Genomic DNA, 22,909 nt, shown 5'->3' on the forward strand with positions numbered 1-22,909 from the left:
ACTGCGCGGGATGATGAGAGCGTCACCGGCCCGAAAGCTCGAACACTATATGCGGGAGCCTCCCGCTCAGCCAACACAAGATATAGGGTCGCAATCGCAAAAAATTCCTTGACGACAGGCGTCCGGGATTCTCGGGCTAAAAAAATGAAAATCTTTATTTTTCAGGGTTTTGGGGAGTTTTCGTGATGTGCGGCGCGAGTCTGCTGATCGAATCGGCTGTTAACGCTCTCGGCTCATCCTGATCGTCCCGGCGCCGGCGCCAGATCCTATGTCGTTGACTTCGCGCCGATCTTTGGCGCCCTGGGGACGTATCCGCTCATATTTGTCACACAGGCGAGATATTCGTTTTTCGTTCTGATTACGGTTTTATCCGTCCAGCCGATTCCACCTGTTTCGGACCAAAGACGCGCCAGAACGTACGATCAACCGCCGGGGCGACCGATCAGGCCGGACATTTCCATGCGACGCCGCGACTCGGAAATTCCGTCTGTGACTGCGAGCGCTGCTTCAAGCGCTCGTCGCCCGGCCTGTGCATCCACGCGAACAGGCGCGCCATCCAGGCAGGAGGCGACGAACGCGGCGTGTTCCGCTTCCAGAGAATCGTGATCGCGCCATGAGGCTGAATCGCGGCGGAAGCCTCCTGTGCCCGGAAGCGGGAAGCCGCGCTCCCGCCCGATCATCGTGAGCTCGCGTTTTCCGAAATCGACCGAAAGATATCCCTCTTCAGAGAACAGTCGCATCTTGCGCTCTGTTTTCAGGGATATGCGGCTGGCCGTAATCGTCGCGACGCACCCGTTGGCGAAGCGCACCCGGGCGTTGGCGATGTCCTCGAGGTCCGAGCTGACGGCGGCGCCGAGCGCTTCGACCTGTGCGATCGGACTGTCTACGATAGCCAGCACCAGATCGAGGTCGTGGATCATCAGATCCAGGATGACCGAGACGTCGGTGCCGCGTGGCTTGAACGGCGCAATGCGCGTGGCTTCGATATAAAGCGGTCGGGTGATTCGCTGCACGATTGCGTCGTGTTCAGCCGAGTAGCGGAGCAGGTGTCCGACCTGAAGGACGCGCCCGGTCGTCTGCGCCAACGTCGCGAGCTCATCGGCTTCCAGCAGCGTCGCCGCGATGGGTTTTTCGACCAGAACGTGTTTGCCCGCTCGCAGGGCCTGGGCGGTCAGGGCGAAGTGCATCTCCGCGGGCGCGGCCACGATGACGGCGTCGACGTCCTGTAAAAGAGCGTCGAGATCGTCGTAGGCCCGTGTCCGGCCTTCCGTGGCGACAACGCTGGCGCGCTCCTGATCCGGGTCGAACACGCCAACAAGCGTTTCACGCGGCGCCGCGTGGGATTTCAGGACATGGAAGCGTCCGAAATGACCGCAGCCGACGACGCCAACACGCAACGTTCCGGCGCTCTGTCCGGTCGTTCCACCCGCCATATCGCCCATCTCCGCGTACCGATCATCGTCGCGCTCTGCGCTGTCGATGACGTTGTTTGTCTCCGTCCGTCCGGGCTTTCCCGGAGCAGCGCACGACCGGGCGGCCATGCCTGGCGGCGACATCCGTCATCGCCGACATCCGGTTAGCAGCGGAGGCGCGCGCGCGCCAGAGCGTCCTTGCAAGCGCGAATGTTCATGATATGTTCCTTTCTTCAAAGGTCGCTGCCTCGGCCTTGTCGGGAGGGCGGGATATCGCATGAACGGACCGAGAAGCCAGCCGATCGGCGCAGGGCGGCGCGCAGAGGACAATGCGCTCGCGCTGCAGGAAGATTCAACGCGCGTCGAAGAGGTCGTGAAGGGGCGCGGCGCGACGCTTAGTCCAGCGCCGCGCTACGACGCGCTGAGCGCGAATCCGATTGATGACGGCTGGGACAGCCCCGACGATGCGCCGTCTCCGGTTACGGAACTGACCGTCGAGCATCCGCGCAAGATCATCACCTATAATGAAAGCCCGGACGTGCCGTTTGACCGTTCGATCAACCCTTATCGCGGGTGCGAGCACGGTTGCGTCTATTGTTTCGCGCGTCCAACTCACGCGTGGCTGGGACTTTCACCGGGGCTGGATTTTGAAACCCGCCTGCACTTCAAGCCATCCGCTGCGGATCTTCTTCGTCGGGAGTTGTCAGCACCGGGGTATGCGCCGAAACCGATAGGCTTGGGGACCAACACCGATCCGTGGCAGCCGGTGGAGCGCCGCCTTTCGATCAGCAGCGCCATTCTGGCGGTGTTGTCCGCGTGTGGGCATCCAGCCACCATTGTCACGAAATCTGCCGGAATTTTAAGGGATTTGCCCGTTCTGACCGATATGGCGCAGCGTAATCTCGTGCGCGTGCACATCTCGCTCACGACGCTGAATGTTGAACTGTCCCGCCGTATGGAGCCGCGGGCCAGCTCTCCGGCGAAGAGGTTGGCCGCCATAGAGGCTTTGTCGAAAGCAGGTGTTCCGGTCGCAACGTTAATCGCCCCCATGATTCCCGGACTCAATGATGCCGAGCTTGAGGCGCTGATGCATGCAGCGGCTTCCGCAGGCGCGCGTGACGCTGGGTTTGTGCTGCTGCGGCTGCCTCTGGAGGTCGCGCCGATCTTCGAAAGCTGGCTCAGACGGCATTATCCCGACCGTGCGGAGAAGGTGCTGAAACTGGTGCGGGAGACGCGCGGCGGCAGATTGTATGATTCTCGTTACGGAAAGCGCATGGCGGGGGAGGGCGTTTACGCAAGCCTTCTCGCGCGCCGGTATGCTCTGGCGCGAAGGCGTCTGGGGTTCGGGCGGATGCCGCCGCTGGATTGCTCCGCTTTCGCCCCGCCTGCCAGATCGACTGTTCGGGAAACGGGACAGATGTCACTGTTCTGATACGCTATGACGCAGATCGTCCTGTCCCCGGTTGCATCGCGCGCGTTTGACCGGCATCTTCCCGCCGCCGCTGGAGCGGCCCCGCAGGGGGCGCTTCGGGATCAGGGCCCGCGACTGTTCGCATCGGCCCGACGGAGAACGGTTCTGCAGGTATGATGTATTACAGTCGGCTCAGGATGCTTTCGGTTGTCGGGGTCTGCCTCCTCGGCCTCGTGCTCTGCGCCCCCAATTTCATGCAACGTCCGCTTCCGTCGATGCCGTGGCGCCAGATTCATCTCGGGCTGGATCTGCGCGGCGGGTCATACCTGCTGATGCAGGTCGATCTGAAGTCTCTCGCCAAAGACCGGCTGCAGTCGCTTTCCGACGGCGTGCGTCAGGCGCTTCTGGCCGATGGGCTGGGTTATCGCGACATCCGGGTGGAGGTGCAGAAGCAGCAGGTCACCTTCACCCCGCGCGATCCCTCCGAGCGCGACCGCGACGTAAAAACGCTCGACGCGATGCCGCGCGTGGTTCCGAATGAGTTCAGCGTCGCCAGCCAGCCGGACGGGTCCATAGCGCTTACTCTGTCGCCCGATGCGATGAAACTGCGCGCGCAGGACGCCGTGACGCAGTCCATCGAGATTGTTCGCCGTCGTATCGACGCGACGGGCGCAATCGATCCGGAGATCACGCGCCAGGGCGATGACCGTATTGTTGTAGAGCTTCCCGGCGTCAGTGATCCCGAGCGCGTCAAGGCGCTGCTGGGGACCACGGCGCGCATGACCTTCCGATTGGTGGATGAGAGCGCTGGCGCCGGTCAGATCGCGCCGGCGGGTGCGACCATGTTGCCGGATATGGACGCAGGCGGGCAGATGCTGGCCGTTCGCGATCATATCGAGGTCGACGGCGCGGACCTGACCAACGCCGGCGCGACGACGGATCAGCAGACCGGTGGCTGGGCCGTCAGCTTCTCGCTGGACTCTGTCGGGACCCGCGCGTTCGCGAACGTGACGCAGGCCAATGTTGGTCGCCGTTTCGCGATTGTGCTCGACGACAAGGTGATCGAGGCGCCGGTCATTCACACGGCGATCACAGGCGGCAATGGCCTGATCACTGGCAATTTCGACGCCGCCAAGGCGACAGATCTGGCGCTTTTGCTGAAAGCGGGCGCGCTGCCGGTTCCTTTGACGGTGATGGAGGAGCGTTCGATCGGTCCTTCGCTCGGCGCTGATTCGATCCGCGCTGGCGCGATCAGTCTGGGCGTCGGGTTCTTCTTCGTGATCGCCTTCATGGCGCTGTTCTATGGGCGGTTCGGTTGGTACGCGAATGTCGCGTTGCTGGCCAACCTCGTGCTGATGGCCGCTATCCTGTCGCTGTTCGAGGCGACGCTGACGCTGCCGGGTATGGCGGGAATGCTGCTCACGCTCGGTATGGCGGTCGACGCCAATATCCTGATCATCGAACGCATCCGCGAAGAAATCGGTCGTGGTCGCTCGGCCCTGGCTGCGATGCAGGCGGGGTTCGAGCGCGCGACCTCCACCATTGTCGACAGTAACGCCACGGCGCTGCTGGCCCACGTCATGCTGTTCGTGTTCGGAACGGGGCCGGTGCGCGGTTTCGCGCTGACGATCACGATCGGCATCGTGACCACATTGTTCACGACACTCATGCTGTCGCGGCTCCTGATGGTGCGCTGGTACGCGCTCCGCCGTCCCACCACCCTGCCGGTCTGAGCGGAAAGCGCGCCATGTTCGAACGTCCCCTGCTGCGTTTCGTCCGCAGCGACACCAAGATCAACTTCATGCGCGGCCGCTTCGCCGGATTGGCGACGTCGGCGGTATTGTCGCTGATCTCGCTCGCGCTGTTTTTCCATCCCGGCCTTACCCTCGGGCTCGATTTCAAAGGCGGGATCGTGGTCGAGGCAAAGACCAACGGTCCGGCCGACTTCGCGAAGATAAGGGCGGCTCTGGCGGCCCATAACGTGTCGACCGGCGGCGTGCAGGCGTTCGGTGGTCCGGACGATGTGCTGATCCGTCTGGAAGCGGACAAGAACACCGATACGAACGCCGTCGTGGATCAGGTGCGTCACGCCGTGGCTGAGGCGCAGCCGGGTGCTACGGTCGTGCGCGCGGACGCCGTGGGCGCGTCCGTGTCGGCGGAGCTGTTCCGCAACGGCATGCTGGCTCTGGGGCTCAGTCTGTTGATGATCCTGGGCTATATCTGGTTCCGCTTCGAGTGGGAGTTCGCGTTGAGCGCCGTCGTCACGCTGGTGCTCGACCTGACGAAGACGGTCGGGTTCCTCGTGCTGACGCATTTCGAGTTCGATCTCGTCATGGTCGCGGCGATCCTGACGATCCTCGGCTACTCCACCAACGACAAGGTGGTGGTCTATGACCGGGTGCGTGAAAATCTTCGTAAATATCGAACCATGCCGCTGCGCGAACTGATCGATCTGTCGATCAACGAGACGTTGAACCGCACGTTGGGAACGTCTTCGACCGTGTTCCTCGCGGCGCTTCCGCTGGCGCTGTTCGGCGGCGCGACGTTGTCCGGCTTTGCCTGGGTCATGTTGTTCGGAATCGTGGTCGGAACCTCATCCTCGATCTTTATCGCTGCGCCGTTGCTGCTTCTGTTGGGTGAGAAGCGTCTGCGCAAAGACGTTCGTCCGCCGTCTGCATAACGACCACAGGGCGGATTTTTCGGTCAGCTGCTTCGTTAGCCGGTGAGTGAGAGGCGATCTCGCCCTTCATCAGGAGGAGGCAGGTGGAGAAGCCCGTCAGGACAAAGAAAAGCGCCTGAGATATGCGCGGATGAGGGGGCGAGTCTGTCCCCCGTCATACGTCCACTGCTTCAGAAGAAAATGGCGCGTGTTTCCGGCTCGCAAGCATGCAGCATTCGACGCGCAAGCGGTTCTTCAGCCAGCCACAGATTTATGTGATCGCGTGCCGACGAGAGCACCTCGCTACCTTTTAGAGAAGGGGGGTATAGCTCGGAGGGACGCGTCTCGGCACGGTGCTGCACACTGTTCAGTATTGCTGCACCGAAGAGCGCAAGCGTCCTCTCAAGACCATTCTCGCTCGCGGATCGATGTGACCCGGAGCGATTCTAGTGCGAAGCGGGGAGATCTTTAGGTTCAACGCGAGCGAGAAGCACCTGAATATCTTCTCTCGCTGTCTTAAGATGAGATGCGTCCGGTCGCCCTGTCGCCGCGACGACGGCGAGCAGGGCTGACCGATCTTCCATCACGACAGCAGGCAACTGATCGGCTGGTATCGCGCCAGACATCACGCCGCCGCGGACCATGCCGTGAACGATCAGGTACGTGTAGATCAGGTTGTGGGGATTAGGCGCAAGAGAGAGCGTCGGTTGCGCTGCCTGACATCCGCCGAGAGAAGCAAGGCTTGCGGCGGCGAAGGAAACCCGGAGGAAGCGAGAGAACGTCATAAGGTGACGATACGCGATCCATCGCTCATGAGCGAGACGGCGCTTTAATAGAAACATGCCGCAGGCTGAGCGAACCGTCTGTGGATGTGTGACGGGAGCGGCGCCTGGCCGCTCCCTTCCATAGACGTTTCGGCGTTTCAGGAGCGCGGCTGTTTCGCGAGCAGATCGCGGATGTCTTCAAGCAGGACTTCGCTCTTGCTCGGGGCAGGAGGCGCAGCAGGGGCTTCTTCCTCCCGAACGTGCATCTTGGTCAGGATGCGCACGAGCCAGAAAATAACCAGCGCGACGATCAGGAACTGGATGACCGCGTTGGCGAACAGGCCGTAGTTGAGGGTGACGGCGCCTGCTTTCTGGGCCTCCGCCAGGGTCGGCTCGACTGGTCCCTTGATGGTCCAGAAGAGGTTGCTGAAATCGATACCGCCGATAGCCAGACCGATGACCGGGTTGAAGATATCTTTGACGAGGCTGTTGACGATCGCGGTGAACGCGGCGCCGATGATCACACCGACCGCCAGATCGACGACATTGCCGCGCATGATGAAGGCCTTGAATTCGCCTAACCAGCCGGGGGTGTGCACTCGCAGTTTCGATTCAGCCATAATATCCTCGGGTTATGTTCAGCGCGGGGGGCTATCGATTACTGGTTTGTGATCCCGCCTTGCGCCACGTCTACAAGACAAGGCCCGTCTGTGGAAGAACAAGTTGCGCTCATCCACGTCTGTAACAGCATTGAAATTACAGGATTAAAGGGCGGTTCTGGCATTGCGGACAGATACCGGAGCATAACGTGACGACGAAGGTTTCGTTTCATGGGCGGTCACTCTTTTTATCGACCGTGAGCAGGCGTTGCCCGTCAGGGCGGGATGGTTTATAGCGCTTGCTCTTCGCCCCGGTCGGCATCGGGGCATTTTTTCAGGAATGAAACGATGAAGCCCGGAATTCACCCCGACTACCACGAAATCAACATCATCATGACCGATGGCACGGAGTACAAGACGCACTCCTGCATGGGCAAGGCTGGCGACACGCTCCGCCTCGACATCGACCCGAAGTCCCACCCGGCGTGGACCGGCGTGCAGCGTATGATGGACACGGGTGGTCAGGTCGCGAAGTTCAACAAGCGCTTTGCTGGCATCGGCACGCGCTCCAAGTAAGCGCAACAGCCAGTCTGCTCCATGCCTTCCGGGCGTGGTTTGGAACCCGCCTCTACAGAGGCGGGTTTTTTATTTCTCTTTACTAACGATCGTTGGCCACGTCGTTTCGCATGTTTATGCAAAAAATCGCCAAATGAGCCCGATGTTTTTTTATAAAGTATTTTAAAAGGCAGAGATGGTTGGCTGGTTGACGGCCAACGCCGGGCTGGACCCATATCCGTTCATACTGGTTCACGGATGTGAATCTAATTCATTGTTTACAGGCGCATTGCTCCACGAGACGATTCCGTCTGACGGGGTAATGCCCTAGTTTTTGTCCTTCTGTATGAAAGACGGCAGGAGGGGGTTATCGGTCTGCATCGAGCCCTTGCTCGGCAGCGAAGCCGCGTCCCAACCGCCGCCCAGATCCCCGATCAGATTGACCGAATCGACGATACGGCTTTGCTGGATGGAAAGAGCCGTTTCAGCGTTGGAGAGCGCGGTAACTTCCGAGGTCACCACGGTCGTGTAGATTTCCGTTCCCGCCAGATACTGGTTCATCGAGACGGTGACGGCCTTGTTCGCAGCGTCCAGCGCGATCTGCTGCTGTTTCGCCTGATCGGCCAGAATGCGCAGGTTCGACAACTGGTCTTCCACGCCTTGCAGCGCGGTCAGGACGGTCTGACGGTATGTCGCCGTATACAAGTCGTAATTGGCGTTGGCTTCGTGGACGGCGGCTGTGCGCGAGCCGCCCTCGAACAGGGTTTCCGAGGCGGATGCGCCAAGCGCCCAGATCCGGTTGGCGACCTGCACCAGAGCGCCCACCGGATCGCCGCTGTAGGAGTAGGACGCGCTCAGTGTGATGGTCGGGAAGAACGCGGCGATCGCGGCGCCGATCTGTGCGTTGTATTCCTCCATCCGTCGTTCCGCCGCCGCCACATCAGGGCGGCGTTGCAGCAGAACGGCAGGAACGCTGACCGGAACGGCGGGAATATCGCGAGGCAGCGCGCCGGCAGGGATGCTGAGGTTGGCGGGCGCTTCTCCGGCGTAGACCGCAATGGCGTGTTCATACTGGGCGCGCGTGACGCCCGTCTGAATCTCGTTGGCCCGCGTTTGCTCGAGCTGGGTTTTGGCCTGAAGTAGAGAGGTCGGATCGACCGTGCCCGCGTCGAACTGATTCTGCGTAATCTGAAGAGAGCGTTCGTAAAACAGCACGTTTCGGTGCAGTAGGTCACGCAGACTGTCCTGATAACGCAGGTTGAAATAAGCGACGGCGAGATCGATCTGGTATTCGAGCTTTGCGTTCGCCAGATCCGCGGCCGAGGCCTGCGCCTCCGTCACCTGAGCCTGAATTTGCCGTCTGATCTTTCCCCATACGTCCAAATCCCAACTGGCCGTTGGTCCAAAAGCATAGGTGTTTCTCGTCGAGCCGGAGCTGTATTGCGTGCCGGTGCTGGATGTGGCTGTGCCGCCCTGGCTATTTCGGTTGAAGCTGACCGATGTGCTGAGCGTCGGATAAAGCTGCGCGCGTATGGCGTTGATTGCCGCCCGGGCTTCCCGGTAGCGCGCTTCGTATTCGGCGACGTTCTGGTTGTTGATGGAGACACGCTCTTCGAGGCTGTTCAGAAGAGGATCGCGGTAAACCTCCCACCATTTGCCCTTGGGCGCGCTGGCCAGAGACGGCGTGGCGTATGTCCATCCGGAAGCGGGACGAAGCTCCTTGAACTGGGGAGAGATGATTGCCGCCGGACGCTTGTAGTTTGGTCCCACCATGCAGCCGCCCAACGTCAGCGGGGCCAGCAGAACGGCCGGAAGGCCTCGCTTGCCGTAGTGGCGGAGCAGGGCGGCGGGGCGGGGAGATGGGCGTGGAGTCTTCATCCGCGTCAGGCGTCCTGAGGCTTGGTGTGGAATGGGGGAATCTTGCGGGGCTGACGCCTGAAACGCAGCGCCAGCCGATCCAGCGTCAGATAGATGACCGGCGTCGTGTAGAGCGTCAGCGCCTGACTGACCAGCAGCCCGCCGACAATGGCGATACCGAGCGGACGACGCATTTCCGAGCCGTAGCCGTTACCGAACACAAGAGGCAACGCGCCGAGCGCGGCGGCGAGTGACGTCATCATGATCGGTCGGAAACGAAGGATGCAGGCCGTGTGAATCGCCTCGTACGGGGAGCAGCCGGTTTCGCGCTCGGCGTTGATGGCGAAATCGACCAGCATGATTGCGTTTTTCTTCACGATGCCGATCAGCAGAATTACGCCGATCATGGCGATCAGAGAAAAATCCTCGCCGAAAACCTGCAAGGCGAGCAGGGCGCCGACGCCTGCCGACGGCAGGGTGGACAGGATCGTGATCGGATGGATGTAGCTCTCATACAGCACGCCGAGCACGACATAGACGGCGGCCAGAGATGCGGCGATCAGGATCGGTTCGTTGTTGACCGATTTCTGAAACTGCGCCGCGTTTCCAGCGAAACTGCCGTGAACTGAGGACGGGGCGTGCAGGGAGACCATTTCGCTGTCGATGATCTGCACGGCCTTGCTGAGAGCTACGCCTTTGGCGAGGTTGAAGGAAATGGTGGTGGCGACGGACTGCCCGTCATGATTGACTGACAGGGCGGTGGTCGCCGGATAGATATTCGTGATGAAGGTCAGCGGAATCATGGATTCCGAACTGGTGGAGACGGCGGACCCGGTTGACGTGCCGCTGCCGCCGGAAATGCTGTTCTGGATCTGGTTCGCGAAATTCTTGGCGCTCACGCTTGCCGCAGTGCTGGTGGAAGTGCTCGAGGAACTTGTCGAGGTGCGCACGCGGATCGTATTCGACGCCGTGCCTCCGCCTGCAGTGCCGCCGGAGGCGCTGACCCACATCTGGTGGATCGTGTTCGGATCCTGCCAGAACGATGGCGCAGCTTCCATTACGACGCGATACTGGTTGAGCCGGTTGTAGATGATCGACGCCGCGCGCTGTCCGAACGCGTCGTAGAGCGTGTTAGAGATCAATTGAGGCGTGATCTGCATACGTGACGATGTGTCACGGTCGATTTGCGTGACGACCGCCGATCCGCCCTGCTGGATATCGGATGAGAGATCGAGAATTTCCGGGTGGCGGCGCAGACGCGCGATCAGCTTGGGCGTTATGGAGTAGAGTTCCGTCGCGGAATCCCCTTCAAGGGTGTACTGATAGGCGGCGTTGCTCTGACGCGCGCCCATCCGGATTCCTCCCGGCTCCATCAGGAAGAAACGTGCGCCGACAAGGTTGCTCACCCTGTCGTCGATCCGCTGGATCAGGCTTTCGACGGGCCCACGCTGGCTCTTGTCGGTCAGTTGCAAAAAGAGATTTGCTTGATTGGATGAACCCCGTCCACCGAGAAATCCGGCGATGCTTTGGACATCTTTTTCCTTCATCGCCGCAGTTTCCGCGATGTCGATTTTTTCCTTCATGGCGGAGAAGGAGATGGACTGATCGCCCATCAGATGCCCCATGAGCATCCCGGTGTCTTCAGTCGGGAAGAAACCTTTCGGCATGCTGACGAACAGTGCGCCCATGAGCACGATGGTGAGGGGCAGAGAGAGCATCACAAGGCGCGTGTGTCGCAACGCCACTTCCAGCGTCCGGGCGTAGCCCGACGCCATCGCCGTTACGCCTCTCTCGGAGAAATCGCCCAGCCATCGCCCGATGCGGCTTATCGTCGAAACATTGCGGGGCGCAGTATGGACGGAAGCATCAGCCGGGACCGTGCCGTGCGCATGTGGCTTGAGCAGGCGGGAGGCCATCATCGGCGTAAGGGAGAGAGACAGCAGCATTGAGACGACGATCGTGATCGAGATCGTCATCGCCAGTTCGTGGAACAGGCGCCCCGCGACCCCACCCAACATCAGGATCGGCAGGAATACGGCGATCAGAGAGACGGATATGGAGATCACCGTGAATGCGACTTCCTCAGCTCCCTGCTGCGCGGCTGCGCGCGGGGACATGCCGCTTTCGATATGCCGAGCGATATTCTCCAGAACGACGATGGCGTCGTCCACCACGAAACCGGTCGAAACGGTCAGCGCCATCAACGACATATTGTCGAGCGAAAAACCCAGCAACCGCATGACGGCGAATGTCGCGATAATCGACGTCGGGACGACGATGGCCGGGATAAGGGTCATGCGCACCGAGCGCAGGAAGACGAACGTCACGAGGATGACCAGCACGACGCCGATAACCAGCGTCATCTGCGTGTCAGCCAACGCCGCGCGAATGGTCAACGACCGGTCAAGACCGATATGCAACGCGACATCAGGAGGGAGAGCTTCCTGCAGCATAGGAAGCATGGTCTTGATCTGATCGATCGTGTGAATGACGTTGGCGCCGGCCTGCGGGAAGACCACGCCGATCACGGCCGGTTGGCGGTTGAAGAAGCCGGCGTTACGCAGATCTTCCACGCCGTCATGCACGTCGGCGACGTCGGACAGGCGAACAGCCCGACCATTGCGGTAGGCGACGACAAGATCACGATAGGCCTGAGCGTCCCGAGCCTGATCGTTGGTGTCCAGAGTGAAGCGCAGGCCGTTCTGGTCGATGATTCCCTTGGGACTGTGAGCGTTGGCGGAGGCAAGCGCAGCGCGGACGTCCTCGAAACCGATGCCGTATTGGAAGAGCGCCAGGGGGTTCATCTCCACCCGCACGGCAGGCAGTGCGCTGCCGCCGATCTCGACTTCTCCGACTCCCTTCACTTGCGACAGATGCTGTTGCAACACATTGCTGGCGATGTCGTACAGCACCGCCTGCGTGCGCGTCGGCGATGTCAGGGCCAGAATCAGGATCGGCGCGCCGTTGGGATTCGCCTTGAAATAACTTGGGTTTTGCCTGAGTGACGTTGGGAGATCCGCGTGCGCCGCTTGCAGCGCAGCCTCGACGTCTCGCGCCGCGCCGTCGATGTCGCGGGAAAGCGCGAACTGCAATGTGATTCTGACCTGATTTTGCGTCGATTGCGACGTCATTTCGGTCAGGTCGGCGATCTGCCCTAGATGCCGCTCAAGAGGCGCGGCGACACTGCTGGCGACTTCTTCAGGCGAACCGCCCGGCTGGCGCGCCTGAACCTGAATAACGGGAAAATCGACGTTCGGCAGGTCCGAAACGGGCAGGGCGAGATAGCCGATCACGCCAGCGATGATCAGCGCCACGGTCATCAGCGTCGTAGCGACAGGTCGTTCGATGAAGATGCGACAGGGACTCATGCCTGAGGGCATTCCGATTGCGCGGACAGAGCGAACTCAAGACGCGCGATCATGAGCAGGCGTGGAGCCGTGTCGACGTTCATGACGGCCTCAGCCCCTGCCTGGGTTGGGCGTCGGTTCGTGCGGCGGCGTGATTCCGCCGGACGCGCCACGCTCACGCCAGTTGCGCCAACGCAGCGCCAGATTATCCAGAGCCAGATAGATGACGGGCGTGGTGAATAGCGTCAGCAACTGCGACAGCGCGAGACCGCCGATGATCGCAAGACCGAGCGGCCGTCGCAATTCGGAGCCTGTGCCTGTGGAGACAACCATTGGCAGCGCGCCGAGCATGGCGGCGAGCGTCGTCATCAGGATCGGTCGGAAACGCAGCGTCGCGGCCTGACGGATCGATTGCAGCGGCGGAAGACCTTCGACGCGCTCAGCTTCCAGAGCGAAGTCGATCATCATGATCGCGTTTTTCTTTACGATGCCAATCAGCAGCACGATGCCGATGATGCCCATCACGTCGAGGCCGGCTCCGGCGACATCGAGCGTCAGGAGCGCCCCGATTGCGGCGGAGGGCAGCGTCGAGAGGATGGTGACCGGGTGAACGAAGCTCTCGTACAGGATGCCGAGCACGATGTAGACCGCCACCAGCGCCGCGGCGACAAGGAACATCTCGTTGCCGAGCGATCCCTGGAAAGCGGCTGCGGTGCCCTGGAAGGATGTCTGGAAGGACGCGGGCAGCGCGAGTTGATGCTCGACGCGTTCGATGGCTGCGGTCGCCTGACCAAGCGCGTAACCGGGAGCGACGTTGAAGGAGACGGTGGTCGCCGGAAACTGGCCAAAATGGGTGATCAGCAACGGCGCCGTATCGTGTGTGACCTTGGTGACAGCGGCCAGCGGCACCAGACCTGACGTAGGGGAGCGGGTCGGGCCAGAGGTGCTTTCGCCGGAATTGCTGGAAATTCCGGGCAGGTAGATCTGATTCAGTGAGTTCAGATCTTTCTGAAACTTCGGGTCCGCCTCAAGGATCACGCGGTACTGGTTCGATTGCGTGTAGATCGTCGAAATTTGACGTTGCCCAAAGGAATCGTAGAGCACGTTGTCGACGGTCTGCGGCGTGATCGAGAAGCGTGCGCCGGTCGCGCGGTCAAGCGTTACACGAGCGACAAGGCCCTCCGCCTGCAGATCGGACGTCACGTCGGAGAGAGAGGGTTCTTTCTGCAGCGCGGCTACCAGCTTAGGCACCCAGGTCTTGAACTCATCGTAATCCGGGTTTTCAAGCAGGAACTGGTATTGCGTCGCCGCGACGGTGGTGTCGAGCGACAGGTCCTGCACCGGCTGCAGGTAGAGCTTGATGCCTGCGATTGACGCGGTTTCCTGCGAGAGTCGCGCCGCGATCTCCTGCGCATTCGCGCTGCGGTCGTCGTGCGGGCGCAGGTTGATCAGGAAACGTCCCTGATTCAACGTCGAGTTCTGTCCGTCTACGCCGACGAAGGAGGAAAGAGAGACGACATCCTCGTCCTTCAGTATGGCGCGCGCCAGTTCCTGCTGGTGGTCTTTCATCGCATCGAATGACGTCGATTGCGCGGCGACCGAGATACCCTGAATGACGCCGGTATCCTGAACGGGGAAGAACCCCTTCGGAATCTCCCATGCAAGAAAGCCAGTTAGCAGAAGCGTGAAACCGAACACGACGAGCGTCGCTGCCTGATGGGCCAGAACGAAGTCGAGACCGCGGTCGTATGTTGCGATCAGCCGGTTGGTCGCTATCTCGACGCGGGCGGACCAGCGCTGGAAGCGCGTATGCGCTTCCGCTTCGCTGTGCGGGCGTTCGCTGAGCATACGCGCGCACATCATTGGCACGAGCGTCAGCGACACCACGGCGGAGAGCACGATAGTGATGGCAAGCGTCAGCGCGAATTCGTGGAACAGGCGACCGACGACGTCGCCCATGAAGAGCAGCGGAATCAACACTGCGATCAGCGAGATCGTCAGCGAGATGATGGTGAAGCCGATTTCGCCCGCGCCCTTGAGGGAGGCGGTCATGCGATCTTCGCCCATCTCGATGTATCGGGCGATGTTCTCGATCATGACGATCGCGTCGTCGACTACGAAGCCGGTCGCGATGGTCAGAGACATCAGCGAGAGATTGTCGAGCGAGAAGCCTAACAGGTCCATCACCGCGAAGGTGCCGACGATCGAGAGAGGGACGGACAGGCTCGGGATGATCGTCGCGGGAATATTGCGCAGGAAGACGAAGATCACCGCCACGACGAGAAACAGCGCCATGAACAGTTCGAACTCGACGTCGGCGACGGAGGCGCGGATGGTCGTCGTCCGGTCAGTCAGAAGCACGATGTCGATGCCGGGCGGCAGAGACTGCCGCAGGCGGGGCAGTTCCGCCTTGATGTTGTCGACGACGGAAATGACGTTCGCGCCGGGTTGACGCTGCACGTTGAGCACAAGACCGGGCGTTGTGTTCGCCCATGCCGCGAGCTGCGTGTTTTCCGCGCCGATGACGACCGTGGCGACGTCCTTCATCCGGATCGGGCCGTTGTTTTGATACGCGATGACCTGATTCATCAGCTGGTCGATGCTGGCGATCTGGCCATCGACGCGCAGCGTCGAAGCCCGCTGTGCCCCGTCGAAGGTGCCAGTCGGCGAGTTGACGTTCACGTTGCCGATGGTCGTGCGCAGGGTGTCCAGATCGACGCCAAAGGAAGTCAGTTTGGGAATGTTGACCCTGACGCGATAGGCTTTGCGATTTCCACCCGACAGCGTGACGAGGCCAACGCCGGAAATCTGGCTGATTTTCTGCTCAAGACGCGTATCGACGTAGTTCTCGACCTCCGGCAGGGGAATCGTTTTCGAAGTGATCCCTAGCGTGATGACAGGCGTGTCAGCGGGATTGACCTTCGCATAGATCGGCGGCGCCGGAAGATCGGTGGGAAGCAGGGAGTTGGCCTGATTGATGCCGGCCTGCACTTCCTGTTCGGCTACGTCCATCGACATGGTGAGCCCGAAGCGAAGCGTGATCACGGAAGCCCCGCCGGATGAACGCGACGTCATCTGGTCGAGGCCGGGCATCTGCCCGAACTGCGTTTCCAGAGGGGCCGTCACTGAGGTCGCCATCACGTCCGGCCCGGCGCCCGGATAGAAGGTCTGCACGGTGATGGTCGGGTATTCGACCTGCGGCAGCGCAGACACTGGCAGGAAGTGATAGCCCAGCAACCCCGCCATCAGGATGGCGAGCATCAGCAGCGTCGTCGCGACCGGCCGCTCGATGAAGATACGTGAAGGGTTCACGGGCGACCGTCAGTTAGAGTGGTGTCTGTGGTGGGTCGTGGCGGGCGCGTTGTCGTTCGCCCCGGATGGATGATCCGCGGGAATGGTCACTTTCGCGCCTGACCGCAGGTGATCGGTGCCGTCCGTCACAACCCTGTCTCCGGCGTTCAGTCCGGAGGCGACGACGGTGCGCGAACCATCGGAGATGCCCGGCTTGACGTTTCTGACCTCGACCGTGTCATCGGCTTTCACGACATAGACGAACTGCCCGTTCGGACCGGTCTGCAGAGCGTTGGTCGGGACGATGATTGCGTCCTGAAGCGTGTTGACCAGCAGGCGGGCGTTCACGAACTGATTGGGGAACAGGTGCTCGTCGTCATTCGTGAAGATGGCGCGCAGACGCACTGTGCCTGTGGATGTGTCGATTTCACTGTCCAGCGCGCTGACAGTGCCGGACGCGATTTTCTCGGTGTTCGAGCTGTTCCAGGCGTCGACTGGCAGAGATCCGATTGCGTGCAGGCGATCCATGACCTGCGGCAGCTGGTCCTGCGGCAGCGTGAAGATCACGGAGATCGGCTGCATCTGTGTGAGCACGACAAGGCCGCCGGACTGTCCTGCAGTGACATAGTTGCCTTTGTCGACCACGCGAATGCCGACGCGACCGTCAACGGGCGCGATGATGTGGCAATAGACGAGTTGCAGTTTCTCGTTATCGACCAGAGCCTGATCCGTTTTTACGGTGCCTTCGTACTGTTCGACCGTGAATTCCTGGTCCCGCGCGGTCATCGCCGCGACGCTGTCCTGCTTGATCAGCTTCTGATAGCGGGCGTTGTCTACGCGCGCCTTGTCGAGCAGCGCCTGATCCTGAGCGAGCTGCCCTTCGTACTGCGCGAGCAGAACTTCATACGGGCGGGTGTCGATCACTTCGAGAAGGTCGCCTTTTTTGACGTGCTGTCCCTCGGTGAATTTCACGTCCATCAGATAGCCTTCGACACGCGGCATGACGGTGACGTTGGTGATGGGCACCACGGTCCCCAGTTCCGTCAGAACCACAGGCATGGACCCGGTCGTGACCGTCTCCACCGCCACTGGTTGCGATTCGTCAGAGGCAGCGCCCGGTGGCCCGCCGCCTGAGCGACCGTTCTTGTGGCGCAGGAGAGCAAAGGCGACCACCGCGACAAGTGCGATCCCTATGAGAATGCCTATCCATCGCCGACGTGGGCGAGGGGCTGTCGCTGCGGGCGAGGTGGAAGTTGGGCGGCCGCCCGAAATGTGTTGATCCATGTATTACGCCGTTTTCCGTCCACCAAAGTCTGCCATGCGACGACCCAGAACCGGATGCTCCGCAGGATGTCCGGCGGGAGATCGGTGACCACACGCCCTCCCACAGGTGGGGCGTTGGGGGCATGTGCATTTCGGTGTTCGTAATAGCAGCAAATTGGGACGTCTGCATCGTCGCCGCTGACGAGCTTCTGAGGCATGAAAATACGGGATCAGAACGATTTTGTCGTCGAGGGGGTGTTTTTAGTTCATTGATAATAAAGTGTTTTTTTTCAGATTTTTCGGCCATTTTCCAAAATTGGCCGAACTTAATGAAATAATGTTTATATTTCGAAACGGCACGGTGGGTAACGCAGCTGTTCGGCTTGTCGTGAACGGCGTCCGCACGAAACATCGAGGTTAATTTTCCCGTGCAGCGATACGCCTTGGGCAAGGAGTCCGCAAGACATCTTTTGTCACACTCTCGTGCCTGCCATGGACCAGAGCTAGGGTGACGATACTGCGCCAGCGTCATCGGGTCGTCCTCGTCTGAATGACCTGATGGCGGGTTGCTATTTTTCAGTTGCAAAGAGGACGGAAAACGCCGGAAAAGATGCGGCCCGGTCCATGACAGGACCTCTTTTTCGTCAGGTGTTCCTATGCGTGTTTTGAGCGGCGTCAACCAGAGCGAGGCGGCTAGCAGGCAGCGCTCTTCGGCGCGCGTTTTCGGAGCGCTTCTGATCGTTGGGCTCGGCGTTCTCGCAGCGCCTTTGCACAGCGCTCACGCGCAGGACGCAGATCAGGCTGAGGCTGAAGCCGATGCTGAAGATGCGGCCAAGCGTGCGGAGTCAAAGCGGGCAGCCAAGATGGCGGCGCCGCCAGCGGCCCTGCCGGGCGCTGAATCGAACGAGGGCGAAGCCGGGCATTCGAATATGGATATCGAGCCGACGGCCGCGCTCTTTGAGTCCATCGATCGTGGCAGCCTCAGCGCCGCCAAAGAGGCGTTGGGGCGTGGCGCCGACATGAACGGAAAGAACGTGTTGGGTCAGACCCCGCTCGACATGGCGATCGATCTGAACCGCAACGACATCATGTTTTTCCTGCTGTCCATGCGCGGTCTTGATACGTCTCAGCCGACTACGACGACGACCGTCGATAGTGGCTCGGTCAAGATTGCTGGTGGTTCGGGCAGTCTGACAATCGGCGGCAAGGCTTCGCGCGGAAATAAAGCCGGGGCGATGGCCGTGGTGGACCGACGTTATGACGCGTCCGGCGGCGCGGCTCGTCCCGCTGAGGGCTTCCTCGGCTTCGGCGGGAGCTGATCAGCCTCGCTTCCGCGAAGGGCTGAAGAGCCGGGCAGTCGGTTCTGATCCGTATTTTTTGTAGTGCATGAGGCTTCGAGGGACGCCCGACGGTCTCAGAAGCGGACCGTCGGGTGACTTTGTTCAGCCTGCAATGGCCGAGCGCTCGTTCGGCAGGTCGGCGATGTCATTCATTTCGTGACCTTCAAGCGGTGCGGTTGCCGTGCTCTCCGTCGACTCCTGCGCCTGACTCTCGGCGCGAAGAGCGTCGAGCGGGACAAGTTCGCCATCCCGGTCAATGTGCCAGAAAGTCCAGCCATTGCATGACGGAGCATTGGTCAGCATCGCGCCGAGTTTGTGGATTGAGCCGCGCTTGGCGCCGCAGATCAGTGTGCCGTCGGGCGATACCGTTGCGAACAGGCGGCGGCTCTTGTCGCAGACGATCGAGCCCGGGGCGATGAAGTTTCTTTCGACGAGGCTGCCGAACGGGACGCGTGGCGCTTCGCGCTTCATCGGCGTTGTCGCCACCGCGTCGTGCGGCAGGGGGGTTTCGCGTCGAACACGCCCGATCGCAGCTTCAGCGTAATCAGGGTGGCGTTCGATGCCGATGAAACGGCGTCTCAGGCGCTTGGCCATCGCTGCGGTGGTGCCTGTCCCGGCGAAGGGGTCCAGCACGACATCGTCGGCCGCAGTCGAAGACACCAGAACGCGGTGCAGCAGGCTTTCCGGCTTTTGGGTCGGATGCAGCTTCAGGCCGTGCTCGTTGCGCAGGCGCTCGCCGCCGGTGCAGAGGGGCAGGTACCAATCGGACCGCATCTGCACGTCGTCGTTCAGGGCCTTCATCGCCTGATAGTTGAAGCGGTAGCGGCTGTCCTGTCCGCGCGCCGCCCAGATCATCGTCTCGTGCGCGTTGGTGAAGCGACGACCGCGAAAATTCGGCATTGGATTGGATTTTCTCCAAACGATGTCGTTGAGAATCCAGAATCCGAGATCCTGCAGGATCGCGCCGATGCGGAAGATGTTGTGATAGGATCCGATGACCCAGATCGTGCCGTCCTTGCGGAGCAGGCGACGGGCCTCGCTCAGCCAATCGCGTGTGAAGTGGTCATAGGCGGCAAGGTCCGAGAATTTGTCCCAGTCGTCGTCCACGCCGTCGACGACTGTGTCGTCCGGGCGACGCAGTTCTCCGCGAAGCTGCAGATTATACGGAGGGTCGGCGAAGATGCAGTCAACGCTGCCGCTCGGCAGCATGCGCATGACTTCCACGCATTCGCCCCGAAGAATCTGATCCAGAGGCAGTTCCATAGCTGTAGCGCCGCTCATCGGGCCTCTCCTTCGGCGAACGCCGCGTGATATGTCTGTCCATTGCGGCTTGCCGCCGCGCCAAATAGTTCGAGTTGTCGTCTTACTGTGCCGAAACTGCGCCGGTGATGCGGCGTGCAGCCCTGCGCGCCGATGGCGGCCCGGTGCTCTGCGGTGCCGTATCCCGCGTTGCGCGCCCAGCCATATCCGGGCCAGCGATCATCCAGGCGCGCCATGATGCGGTCGCGCGTGACTTTCGCGACGATGGAGGCTGCGGCGATCGAGAGGGACACGCGGTCTCCTCCAACGATCGTGCGGGCTGGCACGCCAAGATCGGGAAGGCGGTTGCCGTCGACCAGCGCCATGTCGGGAGGGGAGGGAAGGCGCTCAACTGCGCGCTTCATGGCGAGTTGCGCCGCACGCAGGATGTTGAGCGTCCCGATTTCGCCGACTGACGCCGCGCCCACTCCGATCTCGACGCCGGGAGCCTCGTGGATGCGGTGCGCAAGATGCTCGCGTTTGCGGGTGTCGAGGGCTTTTGAGTCGTCGATGGCGTCCAGAAGGTCCTCGGGTACGCCGGATGCGAACACCACAGCAGCTGCGACAACCGGGCCAGCGAGGGGGCCGCAACCCACTTCGTCAATACCGGCCACACGTCCCCGATGCTCCGATTCGTACGCGAAATCCGGCATGAGGATCCTTCCTTGGAAATCGACGACTCGGTTGTTTTTACCGAGTCGTTCGAATCATGACTCAGATGAAAGGAAAACCATTTTTATGGGGGGGGGCGCAAGAGTCGGTGCGAGAAAAATCTCGAATCGGGTTTCGGCGGAAGTTTCACGCGGCGGAAACCGTCGGTTTTGGAGCCGACGTAGGCAGACGATTCGCCGAGGTCAAAAAAAGGGAGACAAGGATTCGAGCACTCGAAGGGCATCGGGTGCAGAAAGAAAAAGGGCGCCGGACGTTTCCGTCGGGCGCCCTTTCAGGATCAGGCTTTCTTTTTGCCCCGTGGCAGAAGTATCCAGCCCAGAAGCAGACCTGAGACCCAGGCGATGCCAATCGAGAGCAGTGGCTTGTCGCGGACAAAGGTCACGGCCTTTTCGACAGCGCCTTCCCCGCCGTCGTAGAGATCGGCGAATTCTTCGCGCGCCAAACCCGCGAGCTGATCGACCTTGCCTTCGGCCTGCAGCCCAAGGTCGCCAGTCAAGCCGCCAACAGCGTCTTTGACGTGCCCTTTGGCGTTGTCGATCTTGCCATGAAGCTTCTCGACTTTGGTGTTGATCTTGTCGTCGGCCATCAGTTCGTCCTCTCTCTGTCTGCTGGTCCCAGGCTTGCGGGCGTGGGGCGGCCCCTAATCGTACACATTCCGGCCCGGCGGTGCGATAAATTGGCGTAAGGATTTATTTTCGGAGCGCCAGAGCCGCCCCGCCGTAACGTCAACGCGCTTGGCCGCTGGCCGTTGCGCCATTCTGTCGCCAGAAATCTGCTATGCGCCAGCAGAGTCAGGAGCGGGAATCAACGTATCCGTGATCGGAAACGGGCACAGTAATGCGGGCCTGCGGTTGCATCACGAACGGAAAAGCAGTTTTTCGGTGCTTATGCCCGTGCTGCGCCAATCCAGGATCATAGCGCTTACTGTATCGAGCCTCCTGTTGATGGAGCAGATTGACGGGACGATTCTGGCGACGGCTCTGCCTTCCATTGCGCAATCGCTGGGCGTCGATCCGGTGTCGGCTTCTGTCGCTCTGACGTCCTACATCGTCGGATTGGCGATTTTCATCCCCGTCTCAGGCGCGTTGGCTGACAGGCTGGGAAGCCGGACGGTTCTTCTCGCGGCCGTATCGTTCTTCATCGTCTGTTCGATGATCTGCGGTCAGGCCGACAGCCTGCCCGTGCTTGCGGCCGGACGAATGGCTCAGGGTGTGGGCGGGGCGCTGATGGTTCCGGTGGGTCGTCTGGTGCTGCTGCGAAGCGTGGCCAAGGCGGAGCTTCTGGGCACGATGATGTGGATGATGCTGCCCGCCACGTTGGGGCCGATGCTTGGGCCGGTCGCAGGCGGCTTTATCACGACGGCGTTGTCGTGGCGGTGGACGTTTTACATCAACGTTCCCGTCGGTTTGCTCGGTCTTGTTCTGACATGGCGCTATATTCCGCAGATTCGTGAAAAGCGGAGCGCTCCCTTCGATGCGAAGGGCGCCGTGCTCGCTGGCGGTGGCCTGGCTTTGCTCTCCATGGGGGCGGAGATGATCAGCCATAACGCTCGACCCTATTCCCTTTCGATAGCGTTGTTGGCTGCCGGTGCGGGCCTGTTCTTCGGGTATTTCCGGCATATGCGTGGCATCGAAAATCCGGTGCTCGATTTTAGGCTTATGGATGTGCCGACCTTCAGGCAATCTGTGCTCGGCGGAGCTTTTTCCCGTATCGCCGTCGGCGCGCTTCCTTTCCTGTTGCCGTCGCTCCTGCAGCTTGGGTTCGGCCTCAACGCAGCGCAGAGCGGGCTTGTGACCTTCGCGGCGCCGATCGGAGCGCTGGGATCGCGCCTGTTTGCGACGCGGATGTTTCGACGTTTCGGATTCAGAAATGTCATGATGATGACGGGATTTTCTGCTTTCGTAACCTTTGCGACGATCTCGATCTTTCGTCCCGGCTGGCCGGTTGAGCTGTTGACCGTTGTTCTTGCGCTTTCCGGCGCCATTCAGGCCCTGCAGTTTTCCGCCTACAATTCTATTGCCTATGCTGACCTTGCAGAAAACAGAATGAGTGCGGCTACGAGTTTCTACTCCACTTTTCAGCAGGTGATGCTCTCGGCCGGGATATGCCTGGCGGCGCTGGCGGTCACGGTGTCACGCGCTATTTTCGGACATGCTCAGGTGACCGTCGCCGATTTCGACGCCGGTTTTCTAGTGACGGGGGTGATTTCCTTGTTGGCGGTTCCGATGGCGGCGATGCTTGCTCCAGATGCGGGGGTAAGCGTCAGCGGACACAGACGGTTTCAGAAGTTGGAGCAGGCGCCGAAGAAAACGGTGGCGTAGGTCGGGGAGAACTGGCTCTAGCGTTTGTTGTTTGTTGTTTGTTGTTTGTTGTTTGTTGTTTGTTGTTTGTTGTTTGTTGTTTGTTGTTTGTTGTTTGTTGTTTGTTGTTTGTTGTTTGT

General features: G+C 60.8%; 16 protein-coding genes. 6 read left to right on the forward strand and 10 right to left on the reverse strand.

All coding sequences use genetic code 11. The features are described from left to right. Positions 1–422: 422 nt before the first annotated feature. The gene (locus J2D73_RS06235; RefSeq protein WP_408736829.1) at positions 423–1,442 is read right to left on the reverse strand and encodes a Gfo/Idh/MocA family protein; all 1,020 of its coding nucleotides are present in this window, start codon (positions 1,440–1,442) and stop codon (positions 423–425) included. A 247-nt stretch (positions 1,443–1,689) separates the two neighbouring features. Here J2D73_RS06235 and J2D73_RS06240 point away from each other — a divergent pair, with 247 nt between their 5' ends. The 3 genes from J2D73_RS06240 (at position 1,690) to secF (ending at position 5,503) form a co-directional block, all read left to right on the forward strand. Beyond that, complete coding sequence (locus J2D73_RS06240) at positions 1,690–2,844, forward strand: PA0069 family radical SAM protein (RefSeq protein WP_207880366.1); 1,155 nt, start codon at positions 1,690–1,692, stop codon at positions 2,842–2,844. A gap of 155 nt (positions 2,845–2,999) precedes the next feature. Beyond that, positions 3,000–4,556: a protein translocase subunit SecD gene (gene secD, locus J2D73_RS06245; RefSeq protein ID WP_207880463.1), complete on the forward strand. Its 1,557-nt coding sequence runs from the start codon at positions 3,000–3,002 to the stop codon at positions 4,554–4,556. Positions 4,557–4,570: 14 nt separating this feature from the next. Continuing rightward, complete coding sequence (gene secF, locus J2D73_RS06250; RefSeq protein ID WP_026399327.1) at positions 4,571–5,503, forward strand: protein translocase subunit SecF; 933 nt, start codon at positions 4,571–4,573, stop codon at positions 5,501–5,503. 425 nt (positions 5,504–5,928) lie between these two features. On the opposite strand, the gene J2D73_RS06255 is transcribed toward secF, so the two are convergent. Next, entirely contained in the window at positions 5,929–6,267 is a 339-nt protein-coding gene (locus tag J2D73_RS06255) for a hypothetical protein (protein ID WP_207880367.1), read from the reverse strand. Between the two features lie 137 nt (positions 6,268–6,404). Continuing rightward, positions 6,405–6,866, reverse strand: a complete 462-nt coding sequence (gene mscL / locus J2D73_RS06260; protein WP_207880368.1) for a large-conductance mechanosensitive channel protein MscL — start codon at positions 6,864–6,866, stop codon at positions 6,405–6,407. A 327-nt stretch (positions 6,867–7,193) separates the two neighbouring features. Here mscL and rpmE point away from each other — a divergent pair, with 327 nt between their 5' ends. Next, positions 7,194–7,421: a 50S ribosomal protein L31 gene (rpmE, locus tag J2D73_RS06265; protein WP_207880373.1), complete on the forward strand. Its 228-nt coding sequence runs from the start codon at positions 7,194–7,196 to the stop codon at positions 7,419–7,421. Between the two features lie 306 nt (positions 7,422–7,727). Here rpmE and J2D73_RS06270 read toward each other — a convergent pair whose 3' ends face one another. From J2D73_RS06270 to J2D73_RS06285, 4 genes are all read right to left on the reverse strand, one after another. After that, positions 7,728–9,278 carry an efflux transporter outer membrane subunit gene (locus J2D73_RS06270; RefSeq protein WP_207880375.1) on the reverse strand — a complete coding sequence of 517 codons (1,551 nt, stop codon included), beginning with the start codon at positions 9,276–9,278 and terminating at the stop codon, positions 7,728–7,730. Between the two features lie 5 nt (positions 9,279–9,283). Beyond that, positions 9,284–12,625, reverse strand: coding sequence for an efflux RND transporter permease subunit (locus J2D73_RS06275; protein WP_207880383.1), 3,342 nt, complete (start codon positions 12,623–12,625; stop codon positions 9,284–9,286). 90 nt (positions 12,626–12,715) lie between these two features. Further along, on the reverse strand, positions 12,716–15,916 hold the full coding sequence (locus tag J2D73_RS06280) for an efflux RND transporter permease subunit (protein WP_207880391.1): 3,201 nt from the start codon (positions 15,914–15,916) through the stop codon (positions 12,716–12,718). A gap of 9 nt (positions 15,917–15,925) precedes the next feature. Further along, positions 15,926–17,179: an MdtA/MuxA family multidrug efflux RND transporter periplasmic adaptor subunit gene (locus J2D73_RS06285; RefSeq protein WP_207880393.1), complete on the reverse strand. Its 1,254-nt coding sequence runs from the start codon at positions 17,177–17,179 to the stop codon at positions 15,926–15,928. A 635-nt stretch (positions 17,180–17,814) separates the two neighbouring features. On the opposite strand from J2D73_RS06285, the gene J2D73_RS06290 reads away from it, so the two are divergent. Then, positions 17,815–18,477: an ankyrin repeat domain-containing protein gene (locus J2D73_RS06290; RefSeq protein WP_243429691.1), complete on the forward strand. Its 663-nt coding sequence runs from the start codon at positions 17,815–17,817 to the stop codon at positions 18,475–18,477. Positions 18,478–18,600: 123 nt separating this feature from the next. Here J2D73_RS06290 and J2D73_RS06295 read toward each other — a convergent pair whose 3' ends face one another. The 3 genes from J2D73_RS06295 to J2D73_RS06305 all read right to left on the reverse strand — a co-directional run bounded on the left by J2D73_RS06295 (position 18,601) and on the right by J2D73_RS06305 (position 21,055). Beyond that, a complete protein-coding gene (locus tag J2D73_RS06295) occupies positions 18,601–19,779 on the reverse strand; it encodes a site-specific DNA-methyltransferase (protein ID WP_279380898.1) in 1,179 nt (392 codons plus the stop codon). Further along, complete coding sequence (locus J2D73_RS06300) at positions 19,776–20,450, reverse strand: ribonuclease HII (protein WP_207880395.1); 675 nt, start codon at positions 20,448–20,450, stop codon at positions 19,776–19,778. Before J2D73_RS06300 ends, J2D73_RS06295 begins: the two co-directional genes overlap by 4 nt. A gap of 296 nt (positions 20,451–20,746) precedes the next feature. Then, entirely contained in the window at positions 20,747–21,055 is a 309-nt protein-coding gene (locus J2D73_RS06305; protein WP_207880396.1) for a CsbD family protein, read from the reverse strand. A 301-nt stretch (positions 21,056–21,356) separates the two neighbouring features. Between J2D73_RS06305 and J2D73_RS06310 the strand changes: the two genes are divergently transcribed. After that, on the forward strand, positions 21,357–22,790 hold the full coding sequence (locus J2D73_RS06310; protein ID WP_207880472.1) for an MFS transporter: 1,434 nt from the start codon (positions 21,357–21,359) through the stop codon (positions 22,788–22,790). Positions 22,791–22,909: the final 119 nt, after the last annotated feature.

The sequence above is a fragment of the Acetobacter sacchari genome (assembly GCF_017377715.1).
GTDB classification, from domain to species: Bacteria; Pseudomonadota; Alphaproteobacteria; order Acetobacterales; family Acetobacteraceae; genus Acetobacter; species Acetobacter sacchari.

Coding starts and splice junctions, on each gene's coding strand:
- J2D73_RS06305 (WP_207880396.1), bottom strand. CDS start 21,055: ATGGCCGACGACAAGATCAACACCAAAGTCGAGAAGCTTCATGGCAAG.
- J2D73_RS06300 (WP_207880395.1), bottom strand. CDS start 20,450: ATGCCGGATTTCGCGTACGAATCGGAGCATCGGGGACGTGTGGCCGGT.
- secF (WP_026399327.1), top strand. CDS start 4,571: ATGTTCGAACGTCCCCTGCTGCGTTTCGTCCGCAGCGACACCAAGATC.
- J2D73_RS06310 (WP_207880472.1), top strand. CDS start 21,357: ATGCCCGTGCTGCGCCAATCCAGGATCATAGCGCTTACTGTATCGAGC.
- J2D73_RS06285 (WP_207880393.1), bottom strand. CDS start 17,179: ATGGATCAACACATTTCGGGCGGCCGCCCAACTTCCACCTCGCCCGCA.
- J2D73_RS06240 (WP_207880366.1), top strand. CDS start 1,690: ATGAACGGACCGAGAAGCCAGCCGATCGGCGCAGGGCGGCGCGCAGAG.
- J2D73_RS06235 (WP_408736829.1), bottom strand. CDS start 1,442: ATGGGCGATATGGCGGGTGGAACGACCGGACAGAGCGCCGGAACGTTG.
- secD (WP_207880463.1), top strand. CDS start 3,000: ATGTATTACAGTCGGCTCAGGATGCTTTCGGTTGTCGGGGTCTGCCTC.
- J2D73_RS06275 (WP_207880383.1), bottom strand. CDS start 12,625: ATGAGTCCCTGTCGCATCTTCATCGAACGACCTGTCGCTACGACGCTG.
- J2D73_RS06255 (WP_207880367.1), bottom strand. CDS start 6,267: ATGACGTTCTCTCGCTTCCTCCGGGTTTCCTTCGCCGCCGCAAGCCTT.
- J2D73_RS06295 (WP_279380898.1), bottom strand. CDS start 19,779: ATGAGCGGCGCTACAGCTATGGAACTGCCTCTGGATCAGATTCTTCGG.
- rpmE (WP_207880373.1), top strand. CDS start 7,194: ATGAAGCCCGGAATTCACCCCGACTACCACGAAATCAACATCATCATG.
- mscL (WP_207880368.1), bottom strand. CDS start 6,866: ATGGCTGAATCGAAACTGCGAGTGCACACCCCCGGCTGGTTAGGCGAA.
- J2D73_RS06270 (WP_207880375.1), bottom strand. CDS start 9,278: ATGAAGACTCCACGCCCATCTCCCCGCCCCGCCGCCCTGCTCCGCCAC.
- J2D73_RS06290 (WP_243429691.1), top strand. CDS start 17,815: ATGCGTGTTTTGAGCGGCGTCAACCAGAGCGAGGCGGCTAGCAGGCAG.